Genomic DNA, 24,230 nt, shown 5'->3' on the forward strand with positions numbered 1-24,230 from the left:
GCAACAGAGATGAAAAAGATTCAACATATAATATTACTACTGGCTGTTGTGGCTGTGGGTTTTTCGGCCTGTAAAAAAGACCTGCTTGATAAACAGCCATTAGATGCATCGTCGGGTACAACCTATTGGAAAACAGAAACCAATGCCGTACAAGCGGTAAACAATATTTACCGTTATCTCGGTGATTTTACCGACAGGATATTTTTATCGTGCGGAACTGACGATAGTTATTCATGGAGTAATTGGCCCGATGATATACAGTATGCAGGTAATGGCACTGGTACAGCCAGCAATGGAGTTTTCAGTCATTACTGGTCAAATTTTTATACCATGATAGGCGCGGCAAACAACGTGCTTGATAATATTAATAAGGTAACCGGCATGAGTGATGATATGCACAAAAGGCTGGTTGGCGAATCACGCTTTTTAAGGGCCTACGCTTACCAGCAATTGATAGGTATGTATGGGGATGTACCATTAATTACTCACGTACAAGCTATCAGCGAATTTAATGTGAGCAGAACACCAAAAGCAACCGTATCTAACTTTATAGTTGCCGAGTTGGATACCATAGCTAACTATCTGCCGCTTAGTTATGCCACTGCCGATCAGGGTAGGATTACCCGCGGAGCGGCTTTAGCTTTAAAAGCACGGGTACTGCTCTATAACGCCCAATACACAGAAGCCGCCGCTGCTGCGAAAGCTGTAATGGACCTAAACCAATACAGTATTGATGCTGATTATTTGAGTTTATTCAATGGTACTAACAAAACCAGTCCGGAGATAATACTTGCAGGTCAGTACATTGCCAATACCTATGCTAACGGTACAGCTACCTGGGTTGGCGGGCCTACTGTTGGCGGTTGGTCGCAGGTGGTACCGTTGCAAAAACTGGTTGATGATTATGAATGTACAGATGGTAACACCATTGATAATTCGCCGTTGTACAACGCGGCAAAACCTTTTGATAACCGCGACCCGAGGCTTAAACTAACAGTAGTTGTGCCGGGAACTGTGGTTAATGGCAACACCATAGATATCACCAACACAAATTCGATTGATGCATTGGGTAAAAACAATGCTTCGTTTAGCGGGTACTATTATAAAAAATACATCCCAACGGTAATATCAGGCAATTATGATGCTAACTCCTATAACGATATCGTATTGATTCGTTATGCCGAAGTGTTATTGAATTATGCCGAAGCCAAGATAGAAGCGGGTACAATAGATCAAACGGTTTACGATGCTATTAACAAAGTAAGGCAGCGTACCGGCGTTAATATGCCTGCATTAACCGCGGCGAAAGCGTCAACCCAGGCGCAATTAAGGGCTGCTGTAAGGCGCGAACGCCATGTGGAGTTCCCGATGGAAGATAACCGCCTGTTTGATATCCGCAGGTGGAAAACGGCAGAAACGGTAATGCCGGGTAACGCTTACGGTATCCTTAACTATTTCAATTCATCGAGGGCTGATTATGGTCAGCACGTTTTGGTTGAAAAAAGGCAGTTTAACGTAAATCGCGATTATTTATGGCCTATCCCTCAAAACGAGGTGGACCTGAATAAACAATTAGTTCAAAATCCGGGCTGGTAAATTATTAATTTTAACCGGGGAGTGTAAATCATGCTTCCCGGTTATTTAACATCCTATAATTACATTTATGATGAAAAAAGTTCTCCTGTTTGTTCTTGTTATCTTATCATCAATTACTGCCGGTGCTCAGCAAAAACATACGTTTGCGTTAAGCAAATCTGATTTTTTGCTTGATGGAAAGCCTTTCCAGATCATCAGCGGCGAGATGCACCCTGCCAGGATCCCTAAAATGTATTGGAGGCACCGCATCCAGATGGCCAAAGCCATGGGCTGTAATACCATAGCGGCTTACATTTTCTGGAATTATCATGAAGAGCAAAAAGGCGTATTCGATTTTAAAACAGAAAACAGGGATATTGCCGAATTTATAAAACTATGCCAGGCCGAAGGGATGTGGGTACTGCTTCGCCCAGGTCCGTATGTTTGTGCCGAATGGGATTTTGGTGGTTTGCCTCCTTATTTATTATCTATCCCCGATATTAAACTGAGGTGTATGGATCCGCGCTACATGGCCGAGGTTACCCGTTTTGTGGATGCTTTATCTGAGCAAGTTCGCGGATTACAATGCACCAATGGCGGCCCCATATTAATGGTGCAGGTAGAAAATGAGTACGGAAGCTATGCTAACGACAGGGAGTATATTAAAACCCTAAAAGATATGTGGGTGAAAAACGGTATCGATGTACCTTTTTACACTGCCGACGGCCCAACAGCCTTTATGCTTGAAGCAGGCGGGGTTGATGGCGCTGCTATAGGATTGGACAGCGGATCGAGTGATGCCGATTTTGAACAGGCTGCAAAACAAAATCCCAATGTGCCATCCTTTAGTAGTGAAAGCTATCCGGGCTGGTTAACTCATTGGAAAGAGAAATGGCAAAAGCCCGGGAATGATGGTATAGTGAAGGAAGTAACTTATTTACTGGAGCATAAAAAATCATTCAATTTATACGTTGTACATGGCGGTACTAATTTCGGCTTCAATGCGGGGGCTAACGCTTTTTCGCCAGTGCAGTTTCAGCCCGATGTTACCAGCTATGATTATGATTCGCCGGTTAACGAGCGTGGTGAACCAACATCAAAATTTTATGCATTGCGTAATGTTATCGCCAAATACGTAAAATATAAAATTCCTAACGTTCCTAAACCAACACCGGTAACAGAGGTTGCAGCATTTGATATGAAACCTGTTAACAGTGTATGGAACGAGTTACCGGAAGCCGTTAAAATACCTCAGCCTGTGCCGATGGAAGCCCTTGGTCAGTATAGCGGTTTTATTTTATACCGCACCAAATTAATAGGCCGTAAAAGCGGAACCCTTACCATTACCGAGCCGCATGATTATGCCCTTATACTGCTGAATGGTAAATTGGTTGATACCGTTTATCGCGATGGCGGAAAATGGACAGTTAAACTGCCGCCTTCGGACGTGAAAGACCCGCAGCTTGATATCCTGGTTGAAAACATGGGCCATATCAACTTCGCGCAATATATGGTAGATCGTAAGGGTATTACTGATAGGGTAACGTTAGAAGGCATGACACTCACCAACTGGGAAGTTTACAAACTGCCAATGGACGATAAGTTTATCGCCGCGCTAAAATCGAGCGATGCGAACGGCTTTCACGATGGTGTATTTTTTAAAGGTAAATTTGAGTTAAAAGCAGCCGCGGATACCTATCTTGATCTTAGCAACTTTAAAAAAGGTGTGATCTGGGTTAACGGGCATAACCTGGGCCGTTACTGGAATGTTGGTCCGCAGTTTCATTTATACTGCCCTGCCAACTGGTTGCAAAAGGGTGAGAATAACGTAACTGTATTCGATCTGCACCAGGATACCGCAAGTACTATTAAAGGTGTGAAGACTTTAGAATAAGGTACATATATCCTTTTGCGATAGTACTAACGCATCTATAAACTAAAACTAACTACCTGAAATAGCGCCCCTCAACCGGCGCTATTTTTATAACACTAAATTCGATGAAAAAAACATTGACCTGTTTAGGTTTATCAATACTAAGCTTCAGCATTGCTAACGCGCAGACCACTGTCCCCAAAACCTACGAAACCGCGCTTACGCATCCCGTAACATTGCCGGCCATTTTCCCGACACCTGTATCAATCAAGTTGGGAAATACCTTGATCCCTTTAACCAAATCGGTTGTTTTGATAGAGGCAAAAGGCACCGATCCCGAAATCGCGGCACTTATTCGCAGTATCCTTAAATCATCAGGAGTTGAAAATATTGTTACCGCTCAACAGTTGCCCAACGTTTTAAATGGACTTTACTTTGTTATTGGCAATGGTGATGCAAGCATTCTGCGTTCGGCACTTTCAAGAAATTCCGCTCAGGCAGATAGCCATGCCGAAGGCTATACAATTGCAAGCACAGCAACCGGGACAGGTGCATTAATTACGCTTGCCGGTAAGGATGCTGATGGCTTGTTTCATGCAGCACAAACTTTTCGTCAGTTGATTAAAAACTCAGCTATACCAGAAATTGTCATTCAGGATCATCCTGCAATGCCGGTTCGTGGTACTATTGAAGGGTTTTACGGCGCGCCATGGTCTATGGAAGCCCGGAAAAAACACCTTAACTTTTTGGGTACTGTTAAAGCTAACACTTATGTTTATAGCCCTAAAGATGATCCTTATGCCCGTGATCGATGGAGAGAAGCATATCCTAAAGCAGTTTTAACCGATCTGGGCAAGCTGGTTTCGGTAGCCCATACCAACCACATCAATTTTGTGTACGCCATTTCGCCCGGGCCATCGCTTTGTTTTTCAGACACGGCCGACCTTCACGCCATCGAACGTAAATTCGATGCCCTGCGCTCTATCGGCGTACATAACTTTTATGTGGCACTTGATGATATTGAATATACCAAATGGAATTGCGAAATAGATAAAACAAATTTAGGCGCACCCAGTGCCGAAGCAGCCGGTGCAGCCCAATCAAAGTTTTTAAATGCCGTGCAGGCCAGCCTAAATGCCCACGACCCTGAAGCAAAACCGCTAATCATGGTGCCAACCGAATATTACGACGCTAAGGAAAGCTTATACAAGGCAGCCTTGAGGAAAAATCTCGACCCCAAAATAGTTGTGCAATGGACTGGTACCGACGTAGTACCGCCTGCTATAGCTATCTCGGATGCCAAGGCGGCTACAAAAGCATTCGGCCGCAAAACATTGCTGTGGGATAATTATCCTGTAAATGATTATGCACAAACAACCGGCAGGTTACTGCTTGCACCTTACGCGCGCAGGGAAGCCGGACTATCCGATGAACTCACGGGTATTCTTTCAAACCCGATGAACCAGGAAGCACCAAGCCGGGTTGCAGTAACCGGAGTAGCTGCCTTCAGCTGGAACGATAAAGCCTATGATGCTGAACGCACCTTGCTTTATGCGGCACGTGCACTTACGGGTGGTGACGAGCAGGCAACAGCAGCGCTGCTTATTTTCTTCGATACACAACATATGGCACCCACTTTTGGTAGCCAGCCATGGCAGCCACAGGCACCGCGTTTAAAAATGCTATTGGATGGCGTACGTGATGCAATTGCCGTAGGCGACGATGCTACACGTCACCGCGCAATTACTCAACTAAACCAACAGGCGGCAGAGTTTGCCGGTGCGCCAGATATTATCCGGTCGGGAGTAATAGATACCGCGTTTGCCCGCGAGGCACGCCCATGGCTTGATGCTATGCAATTGTGGGGTAGGGCATTACAATTAACTGCTGCCGGGCTTGAAGCCGCAAATAATAAAAGCGCAGCAGCCGGGTCATATTTTGCTAACGCGAAACTGCTTGCTGCCCAGGCGGCGGCTATTCGCACCCTGCCGGGAGTAACGAGAACGGAAGGCCCGATCAAGATAGCCGATGGGGTGCTGGACGAATTTGTGAATGATGCCCCAACATTAATTAATTTTGGCAAATAAGATCGCGACCGTATCAATAAAAAGCAGCCCTTACGGCTGCTTTTTATTAACCGTCCACTCAGCCATTTGAAAATCACGGCTGCCATTATTAACCTTAATAGTTATCCTATAAAATTTATAAGCTACATTATTGTTAAAGTGATAGATGATGCGCTGAAAACGGTTTGCAAAAACTTCGTTGTTTTTGCTGTGCAGGTTTATCCAGCGGATGCCATCTTCCGATCCTTGTAGGATCCACCCTTTAGGGTCGCGATCTGGCGAGTCATTAGCCGATGTCATGGTGTAAGCACCGGCAACGGCAGGGGTATTTAGCTCATACTTCATTACCAGATCGCCAGAGAAACCTGACTGCAGAAATTTGGTATTCGCATCTCCGTCAACCACTTTTAACGAACCTTCGTTTGCATTGGGACCGCCACCGTTATCGCGCGATACGGTGAGCGTGCCGCCTATGGTTTTAAAGTAACTTTCACCAACCTTGGTGCGGTCAAAATTAGGATCGGCAACATTTAATATGATCTCGCGGGCTGATGAAAATCCCTGCGAATTTCGGGCTGTTAAAGTTACGTGGTACAACCCATCAAAAGCAAACCTGTGTTTGGGGGCTTTCTCTGTTGATGTACTGTCGTCGCCAAACTGCCATAAAATGTCTTTATAATTGGTAACGGCACTTGTAAATTGATAACTCAAAAAATCAACGCTATCTGTTCGCGCGGCTGTAAAATCCACTAAAGGCAGTGGCTCATCTGGTTGGGGCTGGGGCGCGGGCTTATCTTTTTTACACCCGGCAAACAACAGAGCCACTGTTGAAAATACCGATATAATGTGCAATGCTTTTTTCATGTTTTTAATTTTTTCCAATGATCTGTTTTCGCTCAGGGTGCAGGGAATAATTGGCTTTGTGGTACTATCCTACGGCCATTAATACCGGCCGACGGTACTTCGAAAGTTAAACGGGCGCGCTGGCCGCCCACGTTTTCACGGTGATTGGCTTCTATTTTATAGCGTTTGCCCCGTTCTAAAAATATTTTGGCTGTACGGCTGTCTTTATCCCACTCGGTGGTATAATCATTAATAATGGCTTTGCCGTCAATAAATAATCTCGATCCGTCGTCCCATTCATTTTGCCAGAATACGTATTCGCCCCTAACAGGAGCCAGGAACTCGCCGGTCCACCTGGTGGAGAAATTATCGTGGCTTATGGTTGGGATCGCGGCCTGCCAAACGCCATCGTTGGGCCAATCAATAGTAGGTTCTATCTGAACAAGGTCAGGCTTTCTGCCATCAAAATCAAGCAGTTGGTTATTGGAAAAATATTCAGCCTTTAAACCTGTACCATTACCTGTTATGTACGAATTATTATCCAGGTTAACCTCCGGCTGCACCAAAACTATCAATTTGCTGTTTGTTGGGTGCAGGATGTGTTTTGTTGGATTTGACAGGCTCACTACAAAGCCAAAGCGTTTATTGGCAGCTATATTGGCGTCGAAAACCGGCCAGCCTATTGATAAACGTATTATTGCCGTGCTGGCGTTTGAGTTTACCCTGATCAAAGTATCCAAAGAAAATTGATCTGCATTAAGTGCTATGGTGTTGGCAGGTAACACTTTTTTGTTCACCAGATCGGCTATCGTATCCATGTTCAATTTTACGTGCACATTGAAGGCTCCGGCTGGTACGCCCGCAAGGTTTACAGTTAAAGGAATGGTAATACCGGCCGGCGATGTGGTGTAGTTTTTTTGATAATCCACATTCATAATGCCGCCGCCGTTCAAAAGCGATATGTAATGGATATCAGTTTCTTTTATAAGCGTTTTGGTATCAAGCACCACCATGATATTTGATTGTCCGCCTTTTATCTGGTTGCCTTTGCCTGGGGCGGTAAGCTTAAACGCGAAGGCAACGTTTTTGCCATAGTTAGCTTCGATGGCCGATAACCTGATACTGGCAACCGAGCTTGCTGTATCCGAACCAAATGCTACATTAATAACGCTATTGTAATCAATGGCACCCGCAGGCAGTATCACTGTGTTTTTAAGGGTGCCGTTGGCTATCAGTTTGGTAACTGTATCATTGTTAAACGTAATTCCCACCTGAAAAGCCTTAGTTGCCGGTCCCGACAAGGATATCTTAAATGGCACTTTAACTATCTCGTTACCGGCTGTTACACCACCGGCGTTGGTGCCCGCACCCGAAATATCCCTGTCTGTATTCTGAATTGGCTTCAGGTCGTCGAGCGCGTTGTTTTTGCAGGCTGCCGCTACCAGGATCATTAACCCGATAAGCAAAACATATCTGTATTTTTTCATCATCATATAATTTAGTTTATAATGGTTAACATCTATTGATCAAGCCAAACGCGGCCATCAAGTCCCCAGGCTTGCCTGTTAGGGATCCTGAACCAGTTTATGATCTGTGCCGGAATATCTACCGTTTGCGGAACAAACTGGGCAAGCGCGCCGGCCGGCGGTGGGCAGATCAGGTCATTAAAATCTTCCCATTGGTAATTGCCTTTTAATTTGAAATCGCGGGCCTGTGGGCCAACATCCCTGATCCTGTCGCTCTGGCCATCTGTGCCCGGCCAGTATGCTGCTAAAAAGGTGTAGTAGGGGTGGCCTTCGCTGATAGATGTTTCGCAGGCATAATTTCCTATTACAGCATCTGGTACGTCAACTTTAAAAAACCTGATATCGGTTACATATACATCAGGCGTTCCGTGCCCTGTACCGTTCAAATAACCCAGCTTTAGTTTGCTGTTGTTACTAAGGCTCCCGGAAGCCGTTATCTCTATCTCATTATTAAAACCGCCATTGGTGTAGGTTCTGATATACCGTTTGCCGGCACGTATTTCGCATTTAACCGAAAGGTTTTCCCATTGGCCTTTTGGCAGATCGCCGCCGCGGCACTGGTGATAATCATTATCCTTAGTACCCCGGTATTCGAAATACCAGTAAGCATCTTCAAGGTAAATTACCCATCCAACGCCCGGGTGCCCTGATGACCATTCCGCTCTTTTACCCAAAATACTTGGCCAGAAGAATTTATCCTCATTCTTTTTTACCTTCAGTTCGATGGTAAACTTGGTAGTATCATCAATGTTAAAAATATCGGCAGTGTCAATTTCAGCCCTTACGCCGGTGTCTTTCAAACGTACGGTACGGCCCAAATACCTGTTGCCGGTAAATGGTTTACCTATTACCCGCTGTTTATATTTGGGGTTATAATAAATGGTGAATGTATTGGCAGCAGTGTTACTGAAAACGGTATTATCATTCTCGTTAGCCGGAATATTGAATTTACCGCCACCGCTTGATGCTATTACTACCAGCCAATCCTCGTTGGCGTAGTTTTTCCTCTTTTTCAGGGCATCTATCATCTCACCCACATAGCCGTCAAACTTTTCTATCGCGCCCTTATACTGTGAAAACGAATTATCGTACCCGTATCTTGCACCTGCTTCCCTGATATCGTTAAACTGGCCAACTATCAATTGTGCCGTATCGGTATTCAGGCTATTAACTACAGCGGTTTTTATCTGCTCGTCAGTGCTGAACAGCTCGCTTGTTGTAGCGCCCTGTGTTAACTTGTTTTTGAATGTGGCCGAAGAAGCGAAAGAAACGATCTTTGCGTTTGGTTTTTCTTCTTTTACCCTTTCAAAAAACACGGGATAAGTTGTTAGGTTGTTCCCGGTAGCATCATCTGATAATACTTTGTGTTTTTCTTTTTGTACACCGGTTAACATATTGGCCCAGTTGCTCACGTCGCGCGTGGAATCCGGATCGCTTAAGGCAACCCAACTGTATATGGAATTGGGTAATAGCGATTTTATATTGGGAACGTTGGCGCTGTTTACCGATGAACCCCTTGCGCCATCAACAATCAGGTACAAAACCTTACGCGCACCGAAGGATGCACTGGCTGTATCTGCATAATCTTTATTGGGCAGGGTACGCACAAAATCTTTATTACAGGATATTGTAACAACAGCCAATGCACAAATGATCGAAAAAATGATCTGTTTATATTTTTTCCTGTTCTGCATTTCTTTATAAATTATAGGTTGTCATAAATTTATTCGATGGTTACGCGTATGATGTTGCTAACCTGTATATTATCAAAACGGTCAAAGCCACCTATCAGCAACAGGGCCCGTTTACCATCGGTTGATTTGGTTTCGATAATATCAGTTAAGAAACCTGAGAACGGCCCGGTGGTATTATAATTACCGGCAAGTTCGCCTTTGGTATTTAGTACCATGAAACCATTGCGGGTAACGTTATCATACTTTTTAAAGCTGCCGCTTACTACTATCAGCCCGTCATTAAGCTGCCTTGCAAAACCGGGATAGCCTCCTTCAAAAGTTTTGGCTACAAAAGCCTGATCGAGTGTGCCATCGAGGTTAATGAGCGCCATGCCAATAGCCTCTTTGCCATCGTATTTTCTAAATATGCCTGTTATTAGATACTTTTTGGTTACCGGGTTATAGGTTAGGGATGAGATACTGTTATCGGCACCGGTACCTGTTTTAAACGAATCATCAATGCTACCACCGGCGGTTAACCTAACCAGGCGCCCCGCGGTTTTCTGGTCAAATGTGGTAAAGCTGCCAAACAGTACCAGTTTTTCCAACTGATCGGCATCGGTATGCATGTATGAATCTACAGGGCCATTTGCCGATGGTAAACCTTTATTTGTGGTTGTATTAAAACGGTATGTTTTATCAAGCGATCCATCCAGGTTTAAACGAACTATTTGCCGTATCTCGGTACTGTCAAGGATCACCGTATCGCGGGTAAAATCGTGATTATGTTGCGTATAAACCCGGTTTACATAGTACCTGAAACTTCCGGTTGCCAGTATCTTATTTTGATGCTTATATACTTTTGAGATATAATCATTAGTACCGCCATTAAACTTCGGAAAATATTTGGTGGTATCTGTTTGCGATGGACGCCTATAGGTTTTTACGCCCATGGTATCAACACTGCCATCAACATTTAAAGTTGTGATATTGCTGATATTTTCGGTACGCTGATTGTAGCCGTTGAAACCACCTGCTATAACGTATTTGCCGCCAAGCTCAATAACCCTTGACAATGATCCGTTTGCTGCCTTACCTGTACGGAAAGTACGGTCAAACTCGCCATCGGCCGATGTTCTGACAATACGGTTAAGCGGCGTAATGATGCCCTTGTTATCATAATTGGTAAACCAGCCCAATATCAGGTTACGGCCATCGGCAAGCGGATAAACCTGGTTCACAGTACTGTTTGCGCCTGCAGTAGCCCTGAAAGAAGGATCGATATTGATCAATCCGGATACTTTAAACAGCGGGCCGAGCACTAACTGATCGTCAATAGCTATCGAGGTGATGCCGGTGCTGCCAAACGCAGGCACTTTTACTTTAATGGTTGATGCTGTTACTTCGGTAACCTGGCCGGGTTCGCCGTTAAACATAAACTTTATTTTGTCTTTATAAGCCACAAGGCCGGTGGCTTTAAATGTTACCTCGGTGCCCACCGCGCCAACTGCAGGTACAGGTACCGCATCGCGGCTAAGAGTAACACCTAAAGGCGGCTTTCCGTCGCCGTATGGTTCGGAGTAAATTGTTTTATCCTTTTTACATGCCTCCATGCCGAATGCAAGCAGGATAAGCATGATGATGTAGTTAATTCTTCTCATATTTCAATTGATTGCCATTGAAAAAATATTGTTGATAATGTTTTAATCGGAAGGGTGAAGCCCCGCGAAGTAGATCTCCTGGTAAAAATCATCCTGGCTAAACCCAAAGTAGGCCTCATTATATTGCAGGGTATGCACTACGCCATTGGTGGGTTTAATATCCGATGAGGAAACCTTATTGCGAAAAACCGCGTTCTGAGCGTTGTTGATGTCATAGATATAACTGATCATCAACGTACGCGGGCCGATATATTTAATGTTATTAGCATCGGCATACAATACGCCAATATTCACAACATCGCCGCTGTAAGCGTAATAAAGCGCGCCCGGATATTGGTTTTGCAGGTCGATATCTATCTGCGGATAATCTTTAAGCCGGTTAATGCCCTTAAACATATAGCGTTGCAGGTATTTTCTCCATATGGCCGAATCGATATCTGATAGCTTTTTTACTGTATCACGGCCCTGATCAAACAAAAATTTATTTAATGATCCCCTTGTTTTGTTGTTGCCGATGGTTCGTTTGATCACATCATCATCGGGCGCGAAAAAGGTAAAATCCGTTTTGCGGAAGGTTTCTTCCAGGCCGGCCAGTTTTACGATTTGCGCAATGGTATCAAAAGGCACAGGTTTATCCTGCAAATATTGCAGCATATTGGCGGGGTAATCGGCCTTGGCCTTGCCTCCGTCTTTATAGTATTCATCGCGTTTACAGCCGGTAAGCACCAGTAATAACCCGGCAAACACAATAATCATATTTTTCATATTGCTCTTCATTTCTTTTTAATGATTGGTTAATTACCTCCGTTAACCCAGTACATGTTTAACGACATAAAAGGGTTATTGGCAAGCGCGTTACTGCTGATAGGCCATGTCCAGGCGCCGCGGTTAAATTTATCCAGCGTTAATACATTGTAACTCCATTCGCCATTCATGATCCTGCGGGTGCGCACCAGGTCAAAATAATGGTGGCCTTCGCCCATCAGCTCGCGCGATCTTTCAAGAAAGATGAAATCCTTAAGGTCCTGACCGCCGCCGCCGGTATAAAGTGAGGCTTCGGCCCGTGCCCGTACTTTATTCAGTAAAGCAATGGCCTGGTCATCCTGCCCCAGCTCGGCCAGCGCTTCTGCGCAGAGCAGTATTTCGCCGGCGTACCTGAATATCATAAAGGTGTTATCAGGGTTAGCATCTTCCTCGCCGGTTGCAAATGAGTTTTGAGCAAACTTTAACATCATGAACTTTCCGTTATCGGCATAGATGTCTGAGTTAAACCAGATAGTAGCACGCTTATCAGATGTACCTGAATATAGTTTTTGCATATACTCGGCCCTGAAATAGGCAAAGCTTATGCGGTGCGTGTACTCCGGCCTTTTATATGGATAATGCAAAAACATATCACCAATAGGGGCAACGTTGAGGTTTTGATCGCCATAGTTTATACTGCGGAAAAATTCAAATAAACTCTCGTCTGATCGTCCTTTGATAACCGTTGCCCATTCAGTTATAGGCAGTAACCGGTAAGCATTGCTTTTAATTAACTCCTGACCGTAATCGGCGGTTTCCTGGTAGTATTTGTTTGCATTAGCTTTATCAAAGCCGGCGTTCCACATGTTCATATTCATGATAAGCGCGATAACGCTGCCCCGGCTCGCTCTTACACCTTTTAAAGCCGGATCTGAATAGGTCCAGGGTAAACCATCCTTGTATTTTTTAAGGTCGGCTATGCATTTATTAAAAACAGATACCATGTTTTCACGCGGTAAAGCTGTTGAATGGAATGCATCGGTATAGTAAGGTACATCGCCATAAAGCCTTACCATATAAAAGTATGCGAGGTTGCGTATAAAAGCGGCTTCGCCTTCAAATTGCTTTTTCTCAGCCTCGGTTACGCCCGGCACCCCGGTTTCCAATTTTGAAATAAGGATATTGGCGCTTTGTATCACCTGGTAATAGCCTGTCCAATCGGTAATACGATAAAAATTGTAGAAATCCCAGGGTTGATTTCCCCCCAAAAGCCTGATCAGGTCATTGCGGCCCAATACTTCTACATATGCACGCGCAGGCCCGTTATCTGACTGGGGTTCGTACAAAACCTCGCCCGAGCGATATTCGCCCGTAGCGCCGATAAAATGCGTTTCGTTTATCTTGCCAAAAAACGCTCTTGACATATCGTAAATATTGGCCACCACATCATCTTTAGACTGGTAAAAGTTATTACCCGTTAATTTATCGATGGGCTGTACGTTCAGAAACTTTTTACAGGATGGTAAACACAAGCTTGCTGCCGCCGCTAAAATGTATATAACACTTTTTTTCATGATCTTGAGTTTTATTTACTTGTATTGAGTTCGATATTTAAACCTAAATTGTATGTGCGTGGTACCGGGTAACCGCTTGATATATCCCGGCCCAGTGAGGTCACGTTCTCGGGGTTAGGTCCTTGATATCCCGAAAAAGTGATGAGGTTATTGGTTGAGAAATAAACCCTCACGTTGTTAAACCCAAACTGCCGCACAACCTTCCTATCAAACATGTAGGATAGCGTAACCGTGTTGATCTTGAGGTATGAGCCCTCTTCCTGCCATAAGCTCTGATCGGAACGGAGCGGCTGTATCTGGTTAAACCTCGAAAACGAGTAGGGGTTAGGGTATTTGGATTGATCGCCCGGTTTTCGCCATATATCCAGGTCATTCAGCGGTACAGCCGCCAATAGGGCGTATGGATCTCGCATGATGGATAGCCTGTCTGACAGGGCATTATTCAAAATCGTTCTTTTAGCTGTGTAGGTTGCGTAAATATTTAACCCGAAGTTTTTGTAGTTGATATTTGTTGACATACCGCCTGTAATTAAAGGCTGCGAGTTACCGGTTATTTCATAGTCGCGGTCATCAAGGATATAGTCGCCGTTAACATCTTTAAACCTCGGATCGCCGCCTTTAAAGGCCAACCCGCCTGTTTGATATTTTTTCCCGGTTACCGGGTCTACAGGTACGTTGGCGTCGGTTGCGTAAACACCCTGGTTAGTTAGCAGGTAATTTGATAAGGTATTTTTACCCACCCTGAAAACGATGTGCTGACGGTTGTTATAGTCAAATTTGATATACTGTCCGTTGTATTCAGCAGGTAACCTTAGCAGGTAATCGCGGTTGATAGCACCGTTAAATGATACGGTCCAGTTAAAATCTTTGGCGGTTAGCGGCCTGAAGGTCACCATCAGCTCATAACCAAAATCGGCAATGGATACGTCGTTACTTGATTTTTTCTGAAAGCCGGTGCTGTTAGACAAAAACCTATCGAACAATAAATTATCAACCTTTTTGTAATAGGTATCAAAAGTGAAATCAACTTTGCCTTGAAAAAGCGTCATATCAAAACCCAGGTTATATTGGGTAGTGGTAGTAGGCTTTAAGGCCGGGTTAGGTATAAATTCATAGTTGATACCAATGGTAGGGTTATTGTTGAAATTACCGTTAAGGTTGTACAAACCATAAATGCTTTGTAAAGTACCTGTTGGTACAATGTTTTGTCCCCAGGTTAACCTTAAACCACCCGATGTAAGCCAATCCCAATTTTTAAACCAGTTTTCCTTATAGTAGTTCCACCTGAAACCTGCCGCCGGGTTTTTGGAGTAAGGGTTCTCTAAACCGTTTGATGATGTACCATCCAGGCGGTATGAGAGTTCCAATACGTATTTCTTTTTAAAATCGTAGTTAAATGAACCCGCGAAGGATGCGATAGTAGCGTTTCTGTAATTGGATAATACACCGCCACCTCTTGAATTATAAGAGTCGGAACCTACAGGGCCCTGCAACTGATCATTAGGGATGCGGGTTTGCCTGATGATACCGCTTTGGCCGCCTTGCTTATAGATCTCATTAAAAGTATTAACGAAGATGGTATGATCGGCACCAAATGTTTGGGCATAAGTAATAGCGTTACGATTGTATAACGTGTAATTACGGCCCGCATAATCATATACCTGTGCAAACTGGGCATTGGCAGCAGCCGGTGTAAAGGTCGATTCGGCATCGGAGGTATAATCATAACTGATACTCGATGATAACGCCAGGCCCTTTATAAACTCGTAGCGCCCATCAACATTGGTGCGGATATTCCTGGTGCTGTTACTGTTTTGTGTTTGCAGAGCGGATGTAACACCATCGGGCGAGAGATAAAAGGACGGCGGTGGTAACAGGGTAGAAGCCTGACCGTTTTGCGCAACACCTTGCTGCAGCAAACCAACACCGTTACCTTTCGCCTGGCTGCCTAATGAACCGAATAACGAGCCAAAGAACCTGAATTTATCATTAGGCCTAAACTCCATATTCATATTCAGGTTATACCTATCGAAACCGGTGTTTTTAATAACCCCTTTTTCTGAATAGTAGCCCATGTTGGCCTTGTAGTTAAAGCGGTCGTTTCCGCCGTCTAAGGATACGTTATGGCTTTGGTTATGCGTTGTGCCGTAAAAAATAGATTGCCAGTTGGTTGAGTTGTTCCAGTAGGCGTTCAAGCTATCGGCCAGGAAGCCGGTTTGGCCTAATCGTCTCAGCTCATCAATAACGGTAGCGTTGGATAGGATCTGTTGGATCTTTGCCTGGCGCTCGGCATTACCGCCTATTGTTGAACGTAGTTGTGGGGTAGCATTAACAAAGAAGTTACCTGTGTAACGTACCCTTGGCACTTTAGAGTTTCCGCGTTTGGTAGTAATGATAATTACACCATAAGCGCCCCTTGAACCGTACATGGAAGTTGCCTGGGCATCTTTCATTACCTGGATGCTCTGGATATCCTCAACCGGGATCAATGACAGCGGACTAACGCCCGGCCCTTGCGTTTGAAAACCAAACTCTGCAGCTTTATCAGCATCCAGCGGCACCCCATCAATAATATACAGTGGAGAAGTAGGTTGCAAAAATGATTCGCTACCACTGCCAGATACGCTTAAGGTTGATAAACCACGCACCTGAACCGAGCCCCTGAAACCGGGGGCACCGGTATTGTTTTGGACGTTTAAGCCCGCTACTTTACCTTGCAACAAGTTTTCAACGTTTGAAGTTGGTACGTCCTGGATATCCTTTGCCGTTATAGTAACAGCTGCACCCGGCGTTGATTCCTTGTTCCGGTTTTGGTAGGCAACAATAATTACCTCATTAAGGCCTTTTTTATCCTCGGTGAGCGTTACCGTTATGTTTTTTTGTCCGGCTTCAATTTTTACTTTTTCCGAAATAAAACCTATAAACGTGAACAGAAGGGTACTGTTAACAGGTACGGTAACAGTAAACTTTCCTTTGTAGTCGGTTGTTGTTAGGCCTTTATTGCCCAAATAAATATTTACGCCGGGCAGGATCTTATTGTTTGCTTTTTCAACCACCGTGCCGGAGATCGTTATATTTTGCGCCTGTGCATTAGCCTCTGTGCAGAAGAAGCTTATGCAAACGGCAAGCACTATATAAAATAGTATGTGTTTTTTCATCGTGATAAGTTTTAATTCGCTTATTCGTCTTCAAACTTTGGATTGTCTTTCAAAAAGTGGAATACGATCTCCCAATCGCCTTTTTTGTATATAGCGAAATCTATCCCGAAACTTGCTACCACCCGGGCGCCGCCAAAACCAATGCGTGAGTATTTAAATTCGGCGTGGTCCCTTGTGCCTCCTGGCGCGTAAACCGTTGGTATCTCTACCAGGGGAATTGGATAGGCAACGTCATATTGCACATAGGTTGTGGTTTTTTGTATGTTAAACCCATGTACTATTTTATCCCAGGTTGTTTCGTTTAATAAAGCCGGGTTTATCTCTACCGAATCTTTATTCAGGAATTTAAACCTTAACGAGTTGCCGGTTCCGCCGGTAAACGGACGGATGTACACCACCACATCTTTCTTATCATCGTTACTTTGCAGCGGGATATCTGTTTGCGCACCTATTACATCATTTAAAAACGGCCTGATATAGTTGCGGCTGGCAGGGTTATAAGGCGTTTTAGGGTGAGGTGCAGGCAAACCCGAGTAAATGTTAAAATCGTCCGATGGCTCATAAGGGCGTTCGCGGAATGGCCTTACCTGCAAATCGCGAATTACGGTACTGCCGCCTGTATTGGTTATTTTAACATCAAAGTAACGCGTGTTTTGCGGGAAATTGGTACTGTCAGTAGCTCGTGGTGCTATCAGCTCGTTGGTTGATGAGCCCCACATAATAAACTCGCCCGATGAACGTACCTCAAACAAGGGATGTTCTTCCAGTTTACGTTTGGCTTCTATCTCGCTCAGGCTTTTTTCAAGTCCGTTGTAAGGAGCCGTCCATACGTAGGTTTGCTTTTTTTGAAACAGATCGGTAACCGGCCGGCCATCGCCAAACCGGGCGTTGATGATCTCAAACTTTAGCGGCTGCGTTGAGTTATCGCCGTTAAAACCACCCATTAAAGTGGTTCGCCCTAAAATTGGTTCAAAAACCTTATTGGCGTAGTTTACATTGTTGCTGAGATAATCTTTCTCATCCGGAATCCCGTACATCTTTTTACAACTACTCAGCGCGGCTGCAACAAACAGCAGAGCCATTGATCCCATTTTTATGAATGCTCGCATGTCTTTTGGTTTTTTTATCGCTTTAATATTTTGATCTTCCATCTTTACTTCACTTTATTGATAGTCCATTCTGCCAGTTGGAAAAGGCCGCCATCGCGCAGCTCGGTAATATCTACCCTATAAAATTTATAAGCTGTGGTATTTGGGCACCTGAAAACTTTGGTTTGGTATCGTTCTTCAAAAAAGAAGTTGCTCCGCCTGTCAAGCTCGGTCCAGTTTTTACCGTCATTAGATCCTTCGTAGGTCCATGCCCTTGGGTCGCGCTCGGGAGCATCATTGGCAGATACCAGTGTGTAAACTCCGGAAACCGCAGGTTCATTCAACTCATACTGCATCCATAAGCGTCCCTGTAGTTCGGCAAGGAATTTGGTATGGTCATCGCCGTCGATAACTTTTTTAGAACCTTCACCATTATCTGGCCCGCCGGCGTTATCCCTCAAAACAGTAAGCTTGCCGCCTATCAGGGTCATGAGGTTTGGTGGTGGCGGAACAAAGGTTAGGCGCGATACAAATTCATCAAAGCCAAAAATGTGATCGGGGCTAATTACATGAACAATACCATTTTTTGTGCTGATATTATTGGAACCGGTTGTAGTGGTAGACCAGTTTCTGACAAATTTGCTCCGTTTAGTATTGCTAAATTCAATAACATCGGGGCCGCCACCAGTTAGGCCTGATGCTGCTATTTTGATAACCTTACCATGCATAGGGTACGCGAAACGTACGCTGGGCAGGTCAAGACCATCCTGTAGCAACAGTGAATCGGTTGTGCGTTTACCTCTTACTATGTAGTACGAAACCATGGTATCCAGCTGCACACCATCAATTTTTGCTAAAAACAAGGGGTCTTTGTCGCTTTGTCTCCTTAAAGTATTTAGGTTATTAATGGCCAGCTGAAAACTTGGGTTTGTAACCGCGAACAGGGTAACATTGCTATCCATAAGCGTTTGTTGCAACCCCATCCTGTTTATTACAGCCAGTAATGAATCGTACACGCCGGGTTTACTTTTCAGGTACTCGTAAGTGTTGCCGTCAAATTTTGAGCTTGTGCCTGTGGCGTCATGATAACCTCCATCCTTTTTGCAGGCGGTTTGCAGCAGCACTGCGATAAACACCGGCGCTAAGGCACTCATATATTTTATTAACTTTTTCATATATGGTCAGTTTATTTCCAAAATGGGTTTTGAGTTAACAGGTTGTTCTGCGCGATAAGCTTGCGCGATACCGGCCAGTAGATCCCCTTCGAATTGATGAGTTTGAGAAAAGCCGGGTTGTTTTGCTTGATCTTATTATACCTAACCAGATCGTACCATCGCTGGCCTTCGCCCAACAGTTCGCGGTGACGTTCCTGAAATATCAGATCGATGATATCCTGGTTGCTATCGAAGGTTATATCTGTTATGCCGCGTCTGAAGATCACAGAGACAGTTTCATTTAACGCACCGTTCACATCTCCTAAAACAGCCAGGGCTTCAGCACGGAGAAGTACCACGTCCTCGATTCTTGTAAAGATCAGCGCGCTGGTGAAGTAGCGGAAAGTAGGATCTGAAACACCACCCTGGATTACCTTTATTTTGCTGAAGATGGGGTACTTGCCATTGATGTTGGTGAAATACCTTTCGCTGCGTGGCTGACCAAGGGTATCAATACTAAAACGTTCATCTTTAGGTAAATTGAATATTTTAAGGATAGTATCCTTAGGCATGTAAATGTCCGGTACTTTTTTATTCACTACAGGCTCGGCCAGGGTTAACTCTTCAAGGTGACCGGCTACAGAGCCTTCAACGTGTCCCCAATCCGAGTTAAAACCAAACATCTGGCTGGTATTTTTATTGAAAAAGAAGCCGTTTGATTTGGTCAGGTCCTCAGTGCTTTGAAAGTTGATACCGCTTTTGCCGTAGTTGTCCTCTACAAATTTGGTGTAGGTTGCAACCTCGGTATAGTTTCCCTGCCATGCTGCCAAATGGGCCAAAACCGCGTAAGCCGTGTTTTTGGTAGCTAAAGCACCACCCCAGCGGGTAGCATCTTCATTGTAGTAATTACCTGGCTGCTGAACATCGTTATTGCTGTACACAAACGGCAGATCGGCGGCGGCTTTAAGCATTTCCTGTTGTGCCCAGATCAATATTTTATCGCCGCTTTCGCGGGGCTGGTTCTCAAACTTGCCATCGTGTGAGGCAGTGATGAAGGGCACATCTCCCCAGATCCTTACAATATAGAAATAGGTGAAAGCGCGCAGGAAACGCGCCTGGGCAACATCTACTATCATATTATTTTCGGTGTACCGCTTATCGGCAGCTTTTACATCGCCTACTCGTTCAAGGAAAATGTTGGCAGCGTTGATGATAGCGTAAAACCTTGTCCAGTCGGACAAAGCCTCTACAGTTGGGTACGATGCGTTAAGCTGGTTGCTTGAAATAGCTTTCAGATCTTGCCGGTTGGGGCTGATAAATTCGCCGGTGCGTACATCGCCATAAAGCCAGTGGCTATCGTTATCAGACAAGGCGGCACGGGTAAGCGCATACACTCCCAATATGCCGGCACGTGCATCTTCAAGCTTATTCCACATGTTTTTTTCGCCCACAACCCTTGTCGAGTCGATATCCAATGTTTTATTACAGCTTGTTATTGCCGCGCTAAACAGGATCAGGACGATACATAATGTCTTTTTCATTTTTACAACATGATTTTTGTGATCGTTCTTCATATTATAATTCCATTTTTACCCCAAGGGTGTAGGTTCTTGGTATTGGCAGGCCATAACCTGTATCATAGCCATCGTAGCTTACCAGTTCAGGATCCTGGCCGGTATATGGAGTTATGGTAAACACGTTATTTGCTGTGGCATACACATAAAACCTGGTGAGTTTTATCTTTTTTGCGCGCATGGCTTTGGTAAGATCGTATCCTATGGAAACCGTTCTTAGTTTCAGGAATGAAGCGTTTTCGAGGAAAAGGTCCTGGTCAACACGGTAGGGGATAACGGTGCTCCATGGGTTATACAGCGGGTATTTATTGTAGTCGCCGCGTTTTTCCCAAAATGTGATCTCCTTAACCGAGTTTACATCGCTGTTACCTTCGCGGTTGATAAAATCAAAGCGGTTGGCCATTTCCTGGTGGATAAGGTCGCGGCCCAGGTTGAAGTAAAGGTTGATATTTAAATTCCAGTTGCCATACCTGAAATTGTTATCATACCCGCCCGAAATTTTAGGTAGCGAATGCCCTTTTAACACCTTATCATTATTGTCAATAACATTATCGCCATTGATGTCGCGCCACCTTGGGTCGCCGGCATGCAGGGCTATGCCATTGTATTTGAGCGGTTGGCCGTTTACAATAGGCACTTCGTTTTCTGATTTATAAATACCGTCATTGATCAACAGCCAATACTGATCTACCGGGCTACCTACTTTTAATAGCTTGTTATTAACAATGATCTGATCTAAGCCCCTTGGCAAGGCTTTTAGCTTGTTGCTGTTATGGTTGAGGTTTAAGGAAGATGTCCATCCAAAATTTGTATTCCGGATAATATCTGCCGATATAGATACATCTATGCCTGTATTGTTCACGGCCATACCACTCTCTATCGACTGTTTGTAACCATATTCAGCAAAAGCCGGGATGCCTATCAGCAAGTTTTTTTCTTGCTTCAGGTACCAATCAACAGAAAGGTGCAGGCGGTTGTTAAGCAGGCCCGCATCCGTTCCGATATTCAATTGATCAGAGTACGACCATGGGATGCCGTAGCCAACCCAGCCGGTAGAATAAGGCCGGGTAAGCACACCAAATGCATTGTACCCAGGCACTGTTAAATTGCCGGTATAGCCTACCGATGCCGTATATTGAGGACCTTGCGCGTAATTATCAAACGCGTTAAGCCTGCCTAACCGGCCTGCGCTTGCCCTTAAAATAAGGTCGTTTATAATGGTGCTGTTATCTAATAACTCTTTTTTAATGCTCCATGCTGCGGATAATACCGGCGAATAAAACCACCGGCTTGTTGGCTGGGCATTTGATGAGCCATCAGCACGCACGGTTGCAGACAGGAAATATTTCTCTTTGAATGAATAATCGGTTTTGGCATAAAACGAAACCAGGTTATGCCTTATCTTATCCAAAAAACGGAACGTTAACTCCCGCGGAAATGCTGTAGGATTAAGATAGTTTCCATTGTCCGATCCATCAGGATTTTTGGGGTTGGAATCCAGTAGGTCGATCTTAATATAGTCGTTCACACCTTTGTAGGCGTAGGCGTTGCTGTATTTATAGGTATCCCACTGAGTTGATTGCCCAAGCTCAAAATGAAAATTATTTACCTTATTTATTGTCAGATCATAGCTGGCCATGTTATCTGCCATTATCCTTTGGCTGTAACCAAAGTAATTAGACGCGTAACTGTTGCCCTGCAAAAGGGTACGCGCGTAAAACACATCGCGGTAGCCTTCATTATAATCAACGTTAAAGGTTGTTGTGAATTTAAATTTCCCCAGATCGAGGCCTATTTTAGCATAGCCGTCAACAATATTTATTTTATTGTTATCAAAGCCTTTTTTGTACTGGGTGAGGTAATCGGCATAGTACTCTTTGTTTGGCGGCAACGGGGCGCTTAGATCAGGGAAATAGTTGATCTGGGCAAACCTGTCGCGCAGGTATTTGTTGCGTTGCCTGTCAAGCCGGTTGGCATTTACCATAGCCGAAAACAACAACCATTTAATTGGTTTCATGTTGATATTGAACATGGCGCTATAACGGTTTAGCACAGTTCCATCAGCAACGCCGTTGTTTTTCAGATCCCCCAACGAGAAACGGAAGTTAGCACGATCGGTACCACCCGAAATACCAAAGTTTATACCGTAAACAACTGCGTTACGATAATATAGGTCGCTCCAGTCTGATTTGCCGCTATATACATTATTTAACGAGTCGCTAAGGTAAATAGGGTAGTTTTCATCGTCGGAGTACCTGCCATTGGTGGTATAAAGATCGTAAAAGCGCTGCCTGAAAGCGTTTTCGTATTTACCGTTTATGGTAGTTACGCCCGGGCGCTGTGCCAATCCTATATAAGAATCAAACGTGATACTTTTGGCCGATACCGGTTTTTTTGAGGTTAAAACGATAACCCCGTTCACCGCGCGCGGCCCGTAAACGGCAGTGGCCGAGAGGTCTTTTAATACCTCGATGGAGGCGATATTATTCATATCAATATGGGCAAACGGGTTGGTTGCAGTTCCCATTCTGGTATAATCATACAGTTGTATATCGTATGCAAAGGGGTGTTCTGTTACCAGGGGGATACCATCCAGCACAACCAATGGCTGCGATTGGTAAACATCCCTTTGGGAAAGGAGCGGCATAGGTGCGCCGTGCATAAACATGTTTTGCACGCTGCCAGGTTCGCCCGAGGGTTCCTGTACATAAAGACCGGCAAATTGCCCTTTTAAAAGTTGCTGAAGGGATACAGCGGGGAACTTAGATAAGTCGTAAGGCTTTTTGGTAACACTATCAGATAGCTTATTATACAGCGTATGTCTGATAATAATATTCATACTATCTTTTAATAAGGTGTCCTTAGCCGTAGTATCACGGCGGATGAAGGATTTATTGTGTAAAGCAGCACGTTTTACTTTGTTTACTTTACTTTTTTTACCCTCATTTTCCTTAGCCAAGCATGTGAGTGCATTTGTAGTTATCGCTGCGAAAACCACAAAGCACAGCCATAAGTATCGCATAATGAATGGATCTTTTTAGTTTGTGAAAAAAAATTGTTTGAGTTAACGGGCCATGCCAAAATGCCTGCAATTGAGTTTGCAGATAGGGCACGCCGTTACGTTAAGCAGAATGTAGTTTTCTTTTCATAGTGTTGATTTACAGATGAAAAGAACATGGAGTAGCAAATAATCTGCAGGATTATTATTAACAACAGGGCATAGTTAAGCACCCCCGGGTGTCACCATCAAAATGGCAAATACACAGGTGTTCTTTTCACCGGTTGGTGATTAGGTTAATTAATAAACTTTTTGATGCCTAAAATTTCACCGTGAAATTTAATGGCGCAGCCTTGTCAGATTATCGGTTTCTGAAAGATGAGATACAGGTAAATCAGGTTTTTCATGTTAAGTGATATTGGTTATAATATATTAAGATTACGTGAGCTTCGTAAGAACTAAGTAAGGTAGCTTAAACGATTAAGCAGTAACGTATTTTTATAACTGGTTTTAACAAATATAATTAACCAAAACGTTTTACCAAGTGATATTGCTAAAATATTGAACTTTTGCTGTTTCAAATAATAACAATCGATCGCAATTGTAAAAATGTTAAAAAAATAGCCTAATACTGATTTCATTTTGAAAAAAATGCAAGGGAGTCGACACGAAATCCTGTGTCTGAGTTAAGCTAAATTTCTGTATTGAGGGAAAATCTGTCGT

Annotated in this window: 14 protein-coding genes; 3 read left to right on the top strand and 11 right to left on the bottom strand. The window is 44.1% G+C overall.

Annotated features, from left to right (window positions below; all coding sequences use genetic code 11):
- Positions 1-9 precede the first annotated feature (9 nt).
- From AAFN85_RS16800 to AAFN85_RS16810, 3 genes are all read left to right on the top strand, one after another.
- Positions 10-1,596, top strand: a complete 1,587-nt coding sequence (locus AAFN85_RS16800; protein WP_347528761.1) for a RagB/SusD family nutrient uptake outer membrane protein — start codon at positions 10-12, stop codon at positions 1,594-1,596.
- Between the two features lie 67 nt (positions 1,597-1,663).
- Complete coding sequence (locus AAFN85_RS16805) at positions 1,664-3,469, top strand: glycoside hydrolase family 35 protein (protein ID WP_347528762.1); 1,806 nt, start codon at positions 1,664-1,666, stop codon at positions 3,467-3,469.
- Between the two features lie 104 nt (positions 3,470-3,573).
- Positions 3,574-5,535, top strand: coding sequence for a beta-N-acetylglucosaminidase domain-containing protein (locus AAFN85_RS16810; protein ID WP_347528763.1), 1,962 nt, complete (start codon positions 3,574-3,576; stop codon positions 5,533-5,535).
- Positions 5,536-5,565: 30 nt separating this feature from the next.
- On the opposite strand, the gene AAFN85_RS16815 is transcribed toward AAFN85_RS16810, so the two are convergent.
- From AAFN85_RS16815 to AAFN85_RS16865, 11 genes are read right to left on the bottom strand one after another with little or no spacing between them, the layout of a single operon-like run.
- A complete protein-coding gene (locus AAFN85_RS16815; protein ID WP_347528764.1) occupies positions 5,566-6,378 on the bottom strand; it encodes a PKD domain-containing protein in 813 nt (270 codons plus the stop codon).
- Between the two features lie 32 nt (positions 6,379-6,410).
- Positions 6,411-7,850 (bottom strand): PA14 domain-containing protein, encoded by a 1,440-nt coding sequence (locus tag AAFN85_RS16820; RefSeq protein ID WP_347528765.1) that lies wholly within the window; start codon positions 7,848-7,850, stop codon positions 6,411-6,413.
- A 26-nt stretch (positions 7,851-7,876) separates the two neighbouring features.
- Positions 7,877-9,577, bottom strand: coding sequence for an alkaline phosphatase family protein (locus tag AAFN85_RS16825; RefSeq protein WP_347528766.1), 1,701 nt, complete (start codon positions 9,575-9,577; stop codon positions 7,877-7,879).
- A gap of 29 nt (positions 9,578-9,606) precedes the next feature.
- On the bottom strand, positions 9,607-11,217 hold the full coding sequence (locus tag AAFN85_RS16830; RefSeq protein WP_347528767.1) for a DUF5008 domain-containing protein: 1,611 nt from the start codon (positions 11,215-11,217) through the stop codon (positions 9,607-9,609).
- Between the two features lie 42 nt (positions 11,218-11,259).
- Positions 11,260-11,994, bottom strand: a complete 735-nt coding sequence (locus tag AAFN85_RS16835; RefSeq protein WP_347528768.1) for a hypothetical protein — start codon at positions 11,992-11,994, stop codon at positions 11,260-11,262.
- Positions 11,995-12,011: 17 nt separating this feature from the next.
- Complete coding sequence (locus AAFN85_RS16840) at positions 12,012-13,535, bottom strand: RagB/SusD family nutrient uptake outer membrane protein (protein ID WP_347528769.1); 1,524 nt, start codon at positions 13,533-13,535, stop codon at positions 12,012-12,014.
- Between the two features lie 11 nt (positions 13,536-13,546).
- Positions 13,547-16,693 carry a SusC/RagA family TonB-linked outer membrane protein gene (locus AAFN85_RS16845; protein ID WP_347528770.1) on the bottom strand — a complete coding sequence of 1,049 codons (3,147 nt, stop codon included), beginning with the start codon at positions 16,691-16,693 and terminating at the stop codon, positions 13,547-13,549.
- Positions 16,694-16,713: 20 nt separating this feature from the next.
- Positions 16,714-17,802, bottom strand: coding sequence for a DUF5007 domain-containing protein (locus AAFN85_RS16850; protein WP_347528771.1), 1,089 nt, complete (start codon positions 17,800-17,802; stop codon positions 16,714-16,716).
- A gap of 44 nt (positions 17,803-17,846) precedes the next feature.
- Complete coding sequence (locus AAFN85_RS16855; RefSeq protein ID WP_347528772.1) at positions 17,847-18,956, bottom strand: fasciclin domain-containing protein; 1,110 nt, start codon at positions 18,954-18,956, stop codon at positions 17,847-17,849.
- A gap of 11 nt (positions 18,957-18,967) precedes the next feature.
- A complete protein-coding gene (locus tag AAFN85_RS16860; protein ID WP_347528773.1) occupies positions 18,968-20,476 on the bottom strand; it encodes a RagB/SusD family nutrient uptake outer membrane protein in 1,509 nt (502 codons plus the stop codon).
- 34 nt (positions 20,477-20,510) lie between these two features.
- A complete protein-coding gene (locus tag AAFN85_RS16865; protein ID WP_347528774.1) occupies positions 20,511-23,468 on the bottom strand; it encodes a SusC/RagA family TonB-linked outer membrane protein in 2,958 nt (985 codons plus the stop codon).
- Positions 23,469-24,230 lie beyond the last annotated feature (762 nt).

Source organism: Mucilaginibacter sp. CAU 1740 (genome assembly GCF_039839285.1).
Classification (GTDB): Bacteria; Bacteroidota; Bacteroidia; order Sphingobacteriales; family Sphingobacteriaceae; genus Mucilaginibacter.

Bases quoted from the DNA above. Each gene is read 5' to 3' on its own strand.
- AAFN85_RS16800 (WP_347528761.1), top strand. From the start codon at position 10: ATGAAAAAGATTCAACATATAATATTACTACTGGCTGTTGTGGCTGTG.
- AAFN85_RS16805 (WP_347528762.1), top strand. From the start codon at position 1,664: ATGATGAAAAAAGTTCTCCTGTTTGTTCTTGTTATCTTATCATCAATT.
- AAFN85_RS16810 (WP_347528763.1), top strand. From the start codon at position 3,574: ATGAAAAAAACATTGACCTGTTTAGGTTTATCAATACTAAGCTTCAGC.
- AAFN85_RS16815 (WP_347528764.1), bottom strand. From the start codon at position 6,378: ATGAAAAAAGCATTGCACATTATATCGGTATTTTCAACAGTGGCTCTG.
- AAFN85_RS16820 (WP_347528765.1), bottom strand. From the start codon at position 7,850: ATGATGATGAAAAAATACAGATATGTTTTGCTTATCGGGTTAATGATC.
- AAFN85_RS16825 (WP_347528766.1), bottom strand. From the start codon at position 9,577: ATGCAGAACAGGAAAAAATATAAACAGATCATTTTTTCGATCATTTGT.
- AAFN85_RS16830 (WP_347528767.1), bottom strand. From the start codon at position 11,217: ATGAGAAGAATTAACTACATCATCATGCTTATCCTGCTTGCATTCGGC.
- AAFN85_RS16835 (WP_347528768.1), bottom strand. From the start codon at position 11,994: ATGAAGAGCAATATGAAAAATATGATTATTGTGTTTGCCGGGTTATTA.
- AAFN85_RS16840 (WP_347528769.1), bottom strand. From the start codon at position 13,535: ATGAAAAAAAGTGTTATATACATTTTAGCGGCGGCAGCAAGCTTGTGT.
- AAFN85_RS16845 (WP_347528770.1), bottom strand. From the start codon at position 16,693: ATGAAAAAACACATACTATTTTATATAGTGCTTGCCGTTTGCATAAGC.
- AAFN85_RS16850 (WP_347528771.1), bottom strand. From the start codon at position 17,802: ATGCGAGCATTCATAAAAATGGGATCAATGGCTCTGCTGTTTGTTGCA.
- AAFN85_RS16855 (WP_347528772.1), bottom strand. From the start codon at position 18,956: ATGAAAAAGTTAATAAAATATATGAGTGCCTTAGCGCCGGTGTTTATC.
- AAFN85_RS16860 (WP_347528773.1), bottom strand. From the start codon at position 20,476: ATGAAAAAGACATTATGTATCGTCCTGATCCTGTTTAGCGCGGCAATA.